At 45.0% G+C, this 13,905-nt stretch carries 12 protein-coding genes and 1 pseudogene; 7 read left to right on the top strand and 6 right to left on the bottom strand.

Annotated features, from left to right (window positions below; genetic code table 11):
- Positions 1-20 precede the first annotated feature (20 nt).
- Positions 21-1,040, bottom strand: coding sequence for an erythrose-4-phosphate dehydrogenase (epd, locus tag H7A81_RS08540; protein WP_034823224.1), 1,020 nt, complete (start codon positions 1,038-1,040; stop codon positions 21-23).
- A 352-nt stretch (positions 1,041-1,392) separates the two neighbouring features.
- On the bottom strand, positions 1,393-3,384 hold the full coding sequence (tkt, locus tag H7A81_RS08535) for a transketolase (RefSeq protein WP_182057247.1): 1,992 nt from the start codon (positions 3,382-3,384) through the stop codon (positions 1,393-1,395).
- Positions 3,385-3,657: 273 nt separating this feature from the next.
- Between tkt and H7A81_RS08530 the strand changes: the two genes are divergently transcribed.
- Positions 3,658-4,413 (top strand): M48 family metallopeptidase, encoded by a 756-nt coding sequence (locus H7A81_RS08530; protein ID WP_166932858.1) that lies wholly within the window; start codon positions 3,658-3,660, stop codon positions 4,411-4,413.
- Between the two features lie 50 nt (positions 4,414-4,463).
- Here H7A81_RS08530 and H7A81_RS08525 read toward each other — a convergent pair whose 3' ends face one another.
- Positions 4,464-4,874: a YidB family protein gene (locus tag H7A81_RS08525; RefSeq protein WP_160868285.1), complete on the bottom strand. Its 411-nt coding sequence runs from the start codon at positions 4,872-4,874 to the stop codon at positions 4,464-4,466.
- A 783-nt stretch (positions 4,875-5,657) separates the two neighbouring features.
- Positions 5,658-6,578 carry an agmatinase gene (gene speB, locus H7A81_RS08520; protein WP_034823229.1) on the bottom strand — a complete coding sequence of 307 codons (921 nt, stop codon included), beginning with the start codon at positions 6,576-6,578 and terminating at the stop codon, positions 5,658-5,660.
- Between the two features lie 686 nt (positions 6,579-7,264).
- Here speB and H7A81_RS08515 point away from each other — a divergent pair.
- The 6 genes from H7A81_RS08515 to H7A81_RS08490 are packed head-to-tail and all read left to right on the top strand — an operon-like array spanning position 7,265 to position 12,277.
- Positions 7,265-8,041: an ABC transporter permease gene (locus H7A81_RS08515; RefSeq protein WP_182057246.1), complete on the top strand. Its 777-nt coding sequence runs from the start codon at positions 7,265-7,267 to the stop codon at positions 8,039-8,041.
- The gene (locus H7A81_RS08510) at positions 8,038-8,706 is read left to right on the top strand and encodes an ABC transporter ATP-binding protein (protein ID WP_182057245.1); all 669 of its coding nucleotides are present in this window, start codon (positions 8,038-8,040) and stop codon (positions 8,704-8,706) included. Before H7A81_RS08515 ends, H7A81_RS08510 begins: the two co-directional genes overlap by 4 nt.
- Before the next feature lie 27 nt (positions 8,707-8,733).
- Positions 8,734-8,898, top strand: a complete 165-nt coding sequence (locus H7A81_RS08505) for a hypothetical protein (protein ID WP_182057244.1) — start codon at positions 8,734-8,736, stop codon at positions 8,896-8,898.
- Between the two features lie 14 nt (positions 8,899-8,912).
- A complete protein-coding gene (locus H7A81_RS08500) occupies positions 8,913-9,917 on the top strand; it encodes a stealth conserved region 3 domain-containing protein (protein WP_182057243.1) in 1,005 nt (334 codons plus the stop codon).
- Between the two features lie 3 nt (positions 9,918-9,920).
- Entirely contained in the window at positions 9,921-11,051 is a 1,131-nt protein-coding gene (locus tag H7A81_RS08495) for a lipopolysaccharide assembly protein LapB (RefSeq protein ID WP_182057242.1), read from the top strand.
- Positions 11,052-11,101: 50 nt separating this feature from the next.
- The gene (locus tag H7A81_RS08490) at positions 11,102-12,277 is read left to right on the top strand and encodes a hypothetical protein (protein WP_182057241.1); all 1,176 of its coding nucleotides are present in this window, start codon (positions 11,102-11,104) and stop codon (positions 12,275-12,277) included.
- Positions 12,278-12,286: 9 nt separating this feature from the next.
- Here H7A81_RS08490 and H7A81_RS08485 read toward each other — a convergent pair whose 3' ends face one another.
- Together H7A81_RS08485 and H7A81_RS08480 are read right to left on the bottom strand one after the other, a co-directional pair.
- Positions 12,287-13,534, bottom strand: coding sequence for a capsule biosynthesis protein (locus H7A81_RS08485; protein ID WP_182057240.1), 1,248 nt, complete (start codon positions 13,532-13,534; stop codon positions 12,287-12,289).
- A gap of 21 nt (positions 13,535-13,555) precedes the next feature.
- Positions 13,556-13,905 (bottom strand): annotated as a pseudogene (locus tag H7A81_RS08480) (capsular polysaccharide biosynthesis protein); the annotation flags it as partial.

Below are 13,905 nucleotides of genomic sequence, written 5' to 3'. Positions count from 1 at the left end.
TGCCAGACGCAGTCCGCGTCTTACCTGAAACCGCTTGCGGCCATTGCTAACGTGGTGTCGATCATGCGGTTAGCAAAGCCCCATTCGTTGTCACACCAAACCAAGGTTTTGATCAGGTGATGACCACTGACCCGCGTTTGTGTGCCGTCCACTATGGCACTGTGCGGATCATGGTTAAAATCTACTGAGACTAACGGTAATTCCGTATAGTCAACTATACCACGAAACGCCCCTTCTGACGCGTTTTGCAGCAACGCATTGACCTCACACGCCTTCACGGCTTCACGTACCGAAACGCTCAAATCAATGGCTGTCACGTTGATCGTGGGCACGCGCACAGCGATGGCTTCAAAGCGGTCATTAAATTTCGGAAAAATACGGGTAATGCCCGCAGCAAGACGCGTATCCACCGGAATGATCGATTGGCTGGCGGCACGGGTACGACGCAGATCGCTGTGATAGGCGTCAATCACCTGTTGGTCGTGCATTGCCGAGTGAATCGTGGTCACGGTGCCCGATTCAATGCCGAAGGCGTCATCCAGCAACTTGATCACCGGAATAATACAGTTGGTGGTGCAAGATGCGTTGGAGACAATGCGGTCAGTTTGTTTAAGAGCTTGTTCGTTAACGCCGAACACTACGGTGGCATCCAGGTCATTACCGCCCGGGTGGGAGAACAACACCTTCTTCGCGCCCGCTTGCAGATGTGCTTCGCCATCTGCGCGGCTGCCATACACGCCGGTGCAATCGAGCACGATATCGACGTTCAGTTCCTGCCATGGCAGTGCATCGATATCGGCCAGGTGCAGAATGCGGATGGTGTCGTCGCCTACGAACAGCTGATCGCGCTCCTGGCGCACATCCCAGGCAAAGCGGCCATGGCTGGTGTCATACTTCAGCAAATGCGCCATGCCGGTGGCTTCAGCCAGTTCGTTGATCGCTACCACGGTAATTTCAGCGCGGCGGCCGGTTTCATACAACGCACGCAGCACATTGCGTCCGATACGACCAAAACCATTAATTGCTATGCGAACGGTCATCTCACTTCCTGCAACAACAGCCAAAAAAACGTGCCAAATACCTTGAGCGTTTCGCTGCGTTTTGTACAGGGAATTATTGCCCGCTTAACGTTGCAAAATGATGCCACTCAATTGCAACTGAAACGGTTCAGCTAGAATAAAGCATGCGCGGAATAACAGGAATGATTGCGATCAATTGCGCTGCTGATTATTGGATCTACGTCACATATTTCGCACGTAAAAATTATTACTGCAGGAATAATTGAAGCGTTTCAGGTTGAAGGCGGGTTCTGAAATGAAAAAAGGTGCGCATAAAGCACACCTTCGTTAGCGATCATCTAACCTGCCGGGTCGCCCTTACGACGACCGCTGATTACAGAATAGATTTCGCGGTGTTCACCACGTTCTCAACGGTGAAGCCGAACTCTTTGAACAGCAACTCTGCCGGAGCAGACTCACCGAAGGTGGTCATGCCGACGATAGCGCCATTCAGGCCGGTGTATTTGAACCAGTAGTCCGCGATACCCGCTTCGATTGCCACACGCGCAGCAACCGCTTTCGGCAGTACAGATTCACGGTAAGCCGCGTCCTGCTTGTCGAAGGCATCGGTTGAAGGCATAGACACCACGCGCACTTTGCGGCCTTCGCTGGTCAGCTTGTCATAAGCGGCAACCGCCAGTTCCACTTCTGAACCGGTGGCGATCAGGATCAGCTCTGGCGTACCTTCGCTGTCTTTCAGCACATAACCACCGCGTGCCACGTTTGCCAGCTGCTCAGCGGTACGATCCTGCTGCGCCAGATTCTGACGAGAGAAGATCAGAGCTGATGGGCCGTCTACGCGCTCGATAGCGTATTTCCAGGCAACCGCAGACTCAACCTGGTCACATGGACGCCACAGGCTCATGTTTGGTGTTACGCGCAGGCTGGCCATCTGCTCAACCGGCTGGTGCGTTGGACCATCTTCACCCAGACCGATTGAATCGTGGGTATAAACCATGATCTGACGAATCTTCATCAGTGCAGCCATACGTGCCGCGTTACGCGCGTATTCTACGAACATCAGGAAGGTTGCGGTGTACGGCAGGAAACCACCGTGCAGCGCCAGGCCGTTAGCGATCGCGGTCATACCGAATTCGCGCACACCGTAATGGATGTAGTTACCGGCTGCATCTTCGTTGATTGGCTTAGAACCAGACCACATAGTCAGGTTGCTTGGCGCCAGGTCAGCCGATCCCCCCATGTATTCCGGCAGGATCTTACCGAAGGCTTCAATCGCGTTCTGAGAAGCTTTACGGCTGGCGATTTTAGCTGGGTTAGCCTGCAGCTGTTCGATGAACTTCTGCGACTCAGTTTCCCAGTTAGCTGGCAGCTCGTTGTTGGTACGACGCGTGAACTCAGCAGCCAGTTCAGGATGAGCAGCAGCATAAGCAGCGAACTTCTTATCCCATGCGGATTCTTTCGCCTGACCAGCTTCTTTCGCATCCCACTGCGCGTAGATGTCTGAAGGAATTTCAAACGGCGCGTGGTTCCAGCCCAGCTGTTTGCGGGTCAGTGCGATTTCGTCGTCACCCAGCGGTGCGCCGTGTGAATCGTGGGTACCGGCTTTGTTCGGAGAACCGAAACCGATGATGGTTTTGCACATCAGCAGTGAAGGTTTGTCAGATACGGCTTTAGCTTCTTCAACCGCTTTTTTGATAGCGTCAGCATCGTGACCGTCTACGCCACGCACTACGTGCCAGCCGTAAGCTTCGAAGCGAGCGGCGGTATCGTCAGTGAACCAGCCATCAACGTGACCATCGATTGAGATGCCGTTGTCATCATAGAAGGCAATCAGTTTACCCAGTTTCAGGGTACCGGCGATGGAGCACACTTCGTGCGAAATACCTTCCATCATGCAGCCGTCGCCCATGAACACGTAGGTGTTGTGGTCAACGATGTCATGGCCTGGACGGTTGAACTGTGCGGCTAAAGTGCGCTCAGCGATGGCGAAGCCTACAGCGTTAGCGATACCCTGGCCCAGTGGACCGGTGGTGGTTTCAACGCCAGCGGTGTAGCCGTATTCTGGGTGGCCTGGAGTTTTAGAGTGCAGCTGACGGAAGTTCTGCAGCTCGCTCATCGGCAGGTCATAACCGGTGAGGTGCAGCAGGCTATAAATCAGCATGGAGCCGTGACCGTTAGACAGCACGAAGCGGTCGCGATCTGCCCACAGCGGGTTAGTCGGATTGTGGTTCAGGAAGTCACGCCACAGCACTTCGGCGATGTCCGCCATGCCCATAGGGGCACCAGGATGTCCCGATTTGGCTTTCTGTACTGCATCCATACTTAACGCGCGAATGGCGTTGGCAAGCTCTTTACGAGAGGGCATCTTCTACTCCAGGTCGGATTAATGCTCCGCCGCGCTTAACGTATTGTAATTAATCAGTTATCAGGCGAAGCGAGAAAAAAGTCGCACATCAATGTACATGAAAATCGGGGCAAAAGTACATGCGTCGACGTGCTAAATAGCGGGTAAACGGTTGCAATTCGGGGCTTGTCTGCTAGCCAGTGAACAGGATGCGCGCTATAACCAAAGCGTTTGAACACCGTTCTCAATTTCAGGTGTTTGTTTTATCTACCTTGTTACGCAAAGGACCTCTCAATGAAAATCCGCGCCACAATTCTTGCTGTGGGAATCGCTTCGCTGCTGAGCGGCTGCGAAGGAATGGACAATAACGCGCTACTGCAATCCGGCGCGCAGGCCTATCAGGCTTATACGTTGAATGATTCACAAGTGAAGCAGCTAAGCGATCAGTCTTGTGCCCAGATGGACAAAGACAACCAGCTCGCACCTGCCAATAGTGAATATCAGCAGCGCCTGAACAAAATCGCCGCTGCGCTGGGCGATAACATCAATGGTGTGCCAGCCAACTACAAAGTCTATCTGACCAAAGATGTGAATGCGTGGGCGATGGCCAACGGCTGCATCCGCGTCTACAGCGGCTTGATGGATATGATGACGGACAACGAAGTGGAAGGCGTGCTCGGCCATGAAATGGGCCACGTTGCGCTCGGCCATACGCGCAAAGCGATGCAGGTTGCCTACGCCACCACGGCAGCACGCACCGCTGCGGCCTCGGTTGGCGGCGTGATTGGTCAACTGTCGCAATCCCAGTTGGGCGATCTAAGCGAGAAGCTGGTCAATGCGCAGTTCTCGCAGACTCAGGAATCGCAGGCAGATGATTACTCTTATGACCTGCTGAAAAAGCGCGGTATTAATCCACTTGGCTTAGCCACCAGTTTCGAGAAACTGGCGAAAATGCAGCAAGGCCAAACGAGTTCGATGTTCGATTCGCACCCGGATTCCGCAGCTCGTGCACAGCACATCCGCGATCGTATTGCGGCAGATGGCAAATAATCGGCCATAAAAAGGAGCGCCATGTGCGCTCCTCTCTTCAACTTCAACAGCTAGCGCTTAAACAGGTCATCCACCATCGAACCTAAATCCATTTGGTTGTTGTGCAGACTCTGCTCATCCAGCTGACCTTGCGGCGACATCTTATCGATCAGCTGCGGTAACAGCGCCGCCAGCGTGCCAGATGCACCATTCACATCGGTGCCCAGCTTATCGGCCAGCGACTGCAACTCCTCCTGACCGAAAGCATTCTGAATCTCACCGCCGCCGACCTGCTGATTGCCACCAGTGCCGATCCACGAACCCAGCACCTCGCCAAGCCCGCCTTGTTGAAACTTCTGCAGCAGCACTTCGATTCCGCCCTGCTCCTGCACCCAATTCCAGATCGCCTGCAACTGACCCAACTGATTGCCCTGACCGTTGCCGTTCCCCAGCGAACCTACTAATTCATCCAGAAAGCCCATGGTGACCTCCAAAGATTCTCTAACCGTAATTAACGAAGCGATTAATGACGTACGCATCAAAGTATAGCCACGCGCAGCCGATAACGAATTGTCACCGTTAAGTTGTTGAGCCGTTGATGCGAGAAGCGTGACAATGGTCTGAACTCGCCAGACGAGGCCATGTCATAGTGAGCATGGTCTACACTGACCGTTAGTTTTCAGGCGATATCAGAGAGAGTCACCGGAGCACTACATACTATGTTGACCATTCTGATTATTCTCGCCGTCGTTATCGCGATTGTGCTAATCGGCGCGTATCTGGTGATACGTTCCGCAGCCAAAGATGTGAATGACGATTACTAGGAACCGGGGACGTCGAGGGCAATGGATCGCCCCATCAGCTATCACCCTTTCTTAATCACTCCGCGCCGCTCAAAACAAATCCCAACCCACTTCACAGATTGACATCATTGCTATCAATGCGCGTTGAGAAAGGACGATAAACATCAGTAGACGAATTCGCGTGGAGAATGAGAAAGCAGAAACGTGATGAGAAAGCTCAGAAGCGATGAATGTCCCTGGAAGGATGATTCTGAATTAGCGGGCGAAGCAAGATTTCTGTCATAAATAAAATGTAGCGTGGTTCAAAGACTCTGACTGGAGCCACTTATGTTGACAATTATCATCATTAGCGCAGTGACGTTATTAGCGGTTGCCGGATTCGCCGTAGTGCGTTCAGCCAGCAACGATATCAACAACAACTATTAAGTTGAGGACAAGGCCATCGCCCTGCCCTCATCTGGATTAACCTTTATTTGCAGCCTGCACGTGCAGCATATCCAGCGCCAGCGTAGCAGCCGCCAGTGAAGTCAAATCAGCGTGGTCATAACCCGGTGCCACTTCCACCAGATCCATCCCGACGATGTTCATACCCTGTAAGCCACGAATCAACTTGGTAGCTTTATCGCTGGTCAGTCCGCCGATCACTGGCGTGCCAGTGCCCGGTGCGTGCGCCGGATCCAGACAGTCGATATCAAAGGTCAGATACACCGGCAGATCGCCCACGGTGCGTTTCACTTCAGCCAGAATATCATCGACGCTGCGGTCATTAACCTGTGCTGCATCCAGCACGTTGAAGCCAAGGCTCTTGTCGAACTCAGTACGGATACCAATCTGCACCGAATGATTCGGATCGATCAGACCTTCTTTCGGCGCGGTGAAGAACATAGTGCCGTGGTCGAAGGTTGGACCGTTAGAGTAGGTATCAGTGTGCGCATCAAAGTGCACCAGTGCCATCTTACCGAAGTGTTTGGCGTGGGCGCGCAACAGCGGCAGCGTAACGTAGTGGTCACCCCCAAAAGTCAGCATACGCTTACCGTTTGCCAGCAACTTCTCAGCGTGAGCCTGCAGTTTGTCAGAGAGATCCTGTGAATCACCGAATGCGTAAACGAGGTCACCGCAATCCACCACGTTCAGGCGCTGACGCAGGTCAAAATCCCACGGCCAGCGGCAACCTTCCCATGCGAGGTTAGTAGAGATCTGACGAATCGCGCCCGGCCCTAAACGGCTGCCCGGACGACCTGAAGTTGCGGCATCGAAAGGTACACCAGTGATCACCCACTCAGCATCGCTGTCGTAAGGCTGGAAGTTCACCGGGAAGCGCATGAAACCGAAGGCGTTAGAAACCAGGGAGTTATCGTACTGATTGCCCAGGGTGTTATACATAACTTGTCCTCTTTAGATCCGTGAGTCGGTTAGCCACTAAAATATAGGTAAAAAAAATCCCCTCCGCGTCGTTAGGCCCGACGAGGAAGGGATTTGTTATGCGTGATTATCGCGAAGAATCAGGCGACCTGCAATCGTCACATTTCAAATGTAACAACTACTACTTTTTGTAAAAAACAGTCGATTGTCTCGTGAATGAATTGATTAGCAGTGTTGATTTCATGATGCAGAGTAAGGTCAAGAACAGAATCGCACTTAAGCATTAAAGTCATTATATTCAGTCAGTTGAGTTAAATCAGGTGCAATGATTAGTTCAATAGGCCTTACAGATAATTTGCAAAATATTAATAGACGAAAACGTTTAGGATTATTTCGACATGATCTGTAACTTACCTCGTCAAAATTAGGGAAAATTCTTACAGACAAGCAGGGACCAGCTGTTCAAGTGGATGGATCCATATCAACGACAAACCATCTAATTGTTCAAAATGGCATCACGCCTTTCGCGTATTCATCAGCTCTAATCTTTTGAATTTGCGTAAAATCTGCTGATTAATTCAGCTCCCCGTCTGAAAAACTATAAACCTCCCCCCTACACCGCCTGTATTGCGTCCAGTGCATTGGTAGCTGTTAAGCCAGGGGCGGTAGCGTGTAAAAATCCCACCCAATTCAAATGAGTTAAATCAATGGCCAGAAGTGGATTCGAAGTCCAGCAAGCTGCCGTTAAGGCCTTGTTTTTGCGTGAAATACGCACCCGTTTTGGAAAGTTTCGCTTAGGCTATTTTTGGGCAATTCTTGAGCCGTCTGCGCATTTACTCGTGCTGCTGGGCATATTTGGTTTCATCATGCACCGCACCATGCCGGACATCTCGTTCCCGGTATTTCTGCTGAACGGCATTATCCCGTACTTTATTTTCAGTAATATTACAAACCGCTCAGTGGGTGCGATTGAAGCTAACCAAGGGCTGTTTAATTACCGTCCGGTAAAGCCAATCGACACCATTATTGCCCGCGCATTGTTAGAAACCGTGATTTACGCCGCCGTTTATATTCTGTTGATGGTGGTTGTATGGATGGCAGGCGAATACTTTGAAATCACCAACCTTCTGCAATTAGTTGCGACATGGGGATTGCTGATTCTGTTTTCTTGCGGGATTGGATTAATCTTTATGGTCGTGGGAAGAACCTTTGCTGAAACCCAAAAGTTTTTACCCATACTGCTTAAGCCACTCTATTTTATTTCCTGCATTATGTTCCCTCTGCACTCCATACCAACAGATTATTGGCCTTATTTACTGTGGAACCCTTTAGTTCATGCAGTTGAACTCAGCCGTGAAGCGGTAATGCCGGGTTATGTGAGTGAGGGCGTGAGTCTTAGTTATCTCGCGATTTGTACCTTAGTCACGGTATTTGCTGGCCTTGCGTTATATCGCAATCGTGAAGAGGCAATGCTTACCTCATGATTAAAATAGAAAATTTAACGAAATCATACCGCACGCCTCAAGGCCGCCATTATGTTTTCAAAGACCTTAATATTGAGATACCAAGCGGTAAGAGTGTGGCACTTATAGGTCGTAATGGTGCTGGTAAATCAACATTACTTCGGATGATTGGCGGCATCGACCGTCCGGATAGCGGTTCCATCACCACCGATAAAACTATTTCATGGCCAGTAGGACTTTCTGGTGGCTTTCAAGGCAGTTTGACAGGGCGGGAAAATGTAAAGTTCGTCGCCCGGTTATATGCCAAGCAGGAAGAACTAAAAGAAAAAGTAGCATTTGTTGAAGAGTTTTCCGAACTTGGAAAATATTTTGATATGCCAATAAAAACTTACTCTTCAGGAATGAAGTCTAGGTTAGGATTCGGCTTGAGCATGGCATTTAATTTTGACTACTACCTAGTAGATGAGGTAACTGCCGTAGGTGATGCTAGATTCAAGAAAAAGTGCATAGATATATTTAAACAAAAAAGTTTGCACTCAAATATTTTGATGGTATCTCATAGCCTTAAGTCTTTACGTGAACAATGTGAAGTAGCAATATTTATTGGAAGAGGAATGAACTTCACTTTCCACGATAATATCGATGAGGCAATTGAAAAGTACCTTAGTGAAGAAAAGAACCATTAATTTGACATATATTATTAGGAGTTAGTCATGGGTAAACTTAAAAAACTAATTTTCAGGCCTGGTGTTTTCTTTAGGGATGCCTTGATAAAAAAATATCCAATTACAGTATCTGATGGACAAAGAAATGTTTCATTAGGTTCAAATAAAAAGGAAAAAATATCATCCGAGAAATTCCAGACGGGCATAGAATAATTGATTGCGGCAACTTGGCAGTCAGTTTTCCGATTGACATTGTATTTACTTGGGTGGATTCTGAAGATCCAAATTTCATTGAGGTTTTTAATCAGCATGCTCCTAAGGATGCTCAAAAATCTGTGCTATCAAATACTGCGCGCTTTAAATCCCTTGATGAATTGAAATATGCACTACGTTCAATTTTTGAATATGCCAGCTGGGTTAATAAGATTTACATTGTAACAAATGGTCAACACCCTCAATGGTTAAATATTAACCACCCAAGAGTTAGAATTGTAAGCCATAGTGAAATTTTAAAAGAAGAATATCTTCCAACGTTTAACTCTCATGTTATTGAAAGCGCGATTCATCATATCGAAGGATTATCCGAGCATTACATCTATTTTAATGATGATATGATGCTTTTGAGAAATGTTAAACCAGAATATTTCTTTACCGGATCTGGTTTAGGCTTTATGTTTACTTCAAAAGTAAAACTACCAAGTGCTCCTGTAAACCAGACATACGACTCTGCTACTGAATGGGGAGCAAAAAATGCTAGAAGAATGATCTTTTCTCAATATGGTGCGTATCCCGATCAAATGTTTGCGCATACATTCTACCCTCAATTAAAATCTGTTGCCTATTTGTGTGAATCAATGTGGCCAGATGAGTTTGATGCATGTAGACGTAATAAATTCCGTGCCATGAATGATATTTTATGTACTGGTTTTCTCTTCCCTCATGTAGCTCAGATAACTGGAAAAGCTATTTTCACTAAAACAAGACTTTTCTATTTTAACATTAGAAAAAGAATAGCTTTAGATTATTACAGAATGCTTAAAAGCAAAAAAGGTAAAGACACAATACCTTACTCAATGTGCCCAAATGATAGGTCTTCTGATGATAGTCAAGACTTTAATGATTACGACAAGCATCTTAAGGAAGCATTACAATCTTTTTATAACATCCCATCTCCGCTTGAAATATTAAACAGAGAGAGTCGTGAGTCTTCAAAAGAAAAGGAATTTAGTTAAAAGATGGAGTCTATCAATATAGTTGAACACAGTAATGCAAAAAATGTACTTATTATTTTTTCTGCAAGACACACTCCAAAAGGAAAATTCACTTTCTCTAAAAGATTAAATAAAATTCCAGCCACAAAAATTTTCATAAATGATTTATCAAATAGCTGGTATCAGAATGGTGTATCGGAATATCCTACATATAGCAACTTAATAAGTTTTCTCGATGAAAAAATTAGCTATTATTTGAAACAAGGGGGTAAGGTATGGACATTAGGATCAAGTATGGGTGCCTATGCCGCTCTTAAATTTGGCAGCCAATTGAATGCTGACCGAATTGTAGCTTTCAGCCCAGAAGATCAATTGGGCATGAAGTATTCCAAAAGTGAGGAAAATAAAGTATTAGTTTCTGAAAACAACGTTCCATTATCTAGTCTGACTTATAAAGAAAACTCTGATGTTATCGTAATAAGCAATAATGGTGACCCTGTTGATTATTATTCAGCTAATAAATTAAAGGATGGGATACCAGATTCAAAAGTATATATCTTAAACAACTTTAAACACAATGTTCTTAGCGAGCTAAGTGAGAATATCATAATTGATAATATTCTTTATGAAATGATCGTAAAAGGTTCATCAAAGAGTTTAGCTCATATTACCAAGTCTAAAGTTCATGGTTCTGAATTTGCAGAAACATTTAAAGAAATAAATGAAAACTTAATAGGCGGGTTAGAATTTAAAGAAAATTACATTGAAACCGTAGAGAAACTCATAAAGGAAAATCCTGGATGGGGATATATTAATTATCTTTATGCGCTTTGCTTAGATAAGAAAGGATTTCATTCTGCGGCTATGAAATATTATGAATCCTGCTATAAAATCTCACCTTATTTAGGCCGACCTATTATTAGGCTTGCAGAACTACATTCGTTTCGAAATGAACACGAAGACGTTTTACGCTACTTAGAACCATTCTGTAAAAACAAATATAATATTAAGGCAACAAAAATACTTACTAAAACATATTTAAAGCTTGGGTTAATCAGTAGTGCTATTGACGCATTTGATCTATTTATTAACAAGACTAAGAACAATAAAGATAAAAAAGCCATTGAGATTTTAAGAGCCAACCTAACCAAATAACAATAACATTGAAGGTCAGATGTATTCTGACCTCAAACTTGATTCAAAAAATGATTACTCGAAGAACATTATTAAAAGTATCCGCACTTCTATCATTGAGTTATTACAAATCATCCATATCTGCAATGGTAAACTTTCATAAACCAATTGAAGAAATATCTTGCAATGATGTGGAGTCGATTAAAAAATTAAAATTAAAAGATGGAATGATAATTAGAACCAGCGGTTATTACCATGCTCAGGATGATGGTGCGATGACTTATATTGTCAAAAAGCGTTTAACTTCAAATGATAAATATTGTATAAAAATAAATGATCACTATTACATTATACCATTAATAAAAGATTTTATATCTTTTAAACAACTTGGGCTTAAGATGGATGGGCATCATGATAATACCGATGATTTAAGGAAGTTCCTATCAATTAGTGGTAAATATTTTTTCAATCCTGGAATATTGATTGTTAAAGATTATATAGAGCTCAACTCAGATATAACCATTATTGGTTCTGGAATGCAAACATCCATTATTGAATATAGAAACTCAAAAAACAACTGGCTATTTATCAACGGGGAAAAAGGAAATTTAGATTTTCTCGAAGGTAATGGATATAACGGAAGAGGAAACATTGTACTCTCTAAGTTTTCAATTAACTTAAGAGGTGACATTGCTGAAGGAAGTCGTAGTGCAATGATTTTCGGTCGTGCTAAAAATATATTAATTGACCAAGTTCATTTTTATAACGGGAAGAACTCCCACAGGATAGAATGTAATTCCCAACTTAACTTTACAGTTCGCAACTGTATATTTTCAAATACTGTAATTTCACAAGATGGCTCGCATGAAGAAATAAACATTGATTTTAATAATCATGCCGGCTTTCCAGCCTATGGAAATTGGGATAACACTCCTTGCTTAAATGTTAATATCGTTTCATGTAAGTTTATTAATGTTCAAAAGGGTGTTGCGTCACATAGTACTCCACCAAAACATCACAGTAATATCAACGTAATCGATTGCTCTTTCCAAAATACAACTTCTCATGCAATTCAATTTGAAGGGATTGATAATTCAACCATAAATAACTGTCACTTCTTAGATAGCGGTGAATCTGACATATCACTAATCAACTCAAATAAAAACAACATAATTAACATCAAATCCAACAATAAAACCACAATAACATCGAATAAAAACAGCCATGGAAACAATTCCATTTATTGATTAGGCCCACTACTCTTTAACAAGTGGTGGTATTGATAATCTTACTGATTTCAATCGTATCTTACTTTCTTCATTAAATTGATTGGCAGTATAATAAACCATATTAACCTGTGTGTTCACTAGCAAATATTCACGGAATTTTTTAAATAGCTTCACATCTGGCTTAAAATCAGACGTCCAGAATTGGTTAAGATGCCCTTGGTAGGTCAATCCCTTCATATCGTAAAGCGCGTTTCCCATCACCTTTAACGGTTTATTATGAATTAGCGCAGAAATCCCCGCAGTACTATTAATCGTGATTGCCGCTTTAGCATGAGTCAATAAATCAGGCATTGGTAAATCATGCACATAAATCACTCGCTTACTTACATCGTACTCTTTGCTGAGTTTATTAATTAACGGACCATATAAACGGTGCCCACGATCCATTGGATGATGTTTAATCACCAAGAACTCGTTACGCGGAGCCTTCTTTGAAAATGAGAAGATCACATCATTGATATAGTCGCGCACATCCTCATACGGACTATGGTTACGAATCTGGCTGTCGTTATATACCTGCAAGATAGCGAGGAAATAGCGTTGATCAAGACTATTCTGCAAATGTGATAACACATCACGCTGACGCCAGCCGTACCACTGTTTACGCCAATATGCCCTAATCCAACACTGCGCCTCATACCACGGCGAAAATGATTTATGGTGGCGATACTGATGAAACTCATGGCGGTAACGCCAGCCCACAAGGTAATACCAAGTCGCATGGCCAATACGCTTTGCGGCTGATGGCTTCAGTTTCTCAACCTGCATGGCTGGCATTTCTGGTAGGCGGCGATAAAAATCCGGATCGCGAGGAAGGGATGAGAACGCATTCACCCCGCCCTCTTCTACCGTAATGAAGTGTGGGCGCAAATAGCCCTCTTCAAATGCGATAAAACGAATCCCTTTCGCTTGTGCCCAGCGCTTGGCAGCCTGATGCATCGGGCGGCAATCGCCAAAGCAAAGAATCGTATCAAAGTCATATTCTTTGTGCGTATCACGCAGCCATGAAGGAAATTCTTTTGGTGTTTTGAGATAAGGCAGATATTTACGCTGGCGACAGTAAAAACGATCCCCACCGTTAAATATTACATTAACAGCTTCACGCTCCAGCGATTCAAGCCACTCGGCGACGTCATTGAAGAAAGGTCCCATTGGTCCCTGCAATAGCAGATATTTCTTCCCAGACAACAACATTTTCAAAGCGTTATTGTGCATTGCTATCAACCTTTTATTATTTTACTTAAAGGGTCTAATTTTTATTTGCATTAAGGTCATGGCTTTACGTAATTGTCTGGAAAAATATTCCAGCCTACTCTTCTGAATAACCATCCTTCCACGCGGCGCGTGAATCAAAAACTCTGCCGCTTCTTCCGCGCTAATAGCTGCCAAACGCAGCGGATGGATATACGTCGGATAGGCAATCAATGCCTGGTAAATCACATCCGCAAGCCCCAACTTGCGTTTGCGCCTTGCACAGACATGCTCATCATTGGTTAACCCCCATCCGGCATAAAATGGCAGGCCATAGCAATGCACTTGCTTGCCATGCAACAGCGCCTCAAAGCCGGAGAGTGAAGTCATGGTAT

Origin of the sequence: Pantoea sp. ME81 (genome assembly GCF_903970985.1) — a bacterium.
GTDB classification, from domain to species: Bacteria; Pseudomonadota; Gammaproteobacteria; order Enterobacterales; family Enterobacteriaceae; genus Pantoea; species Pantoea communis.
The sequence above is the reverse complement of the archived record's forward strand: the minus strand, read 5'-3'. Positions and strand labels throughout refer to the sequence as shown.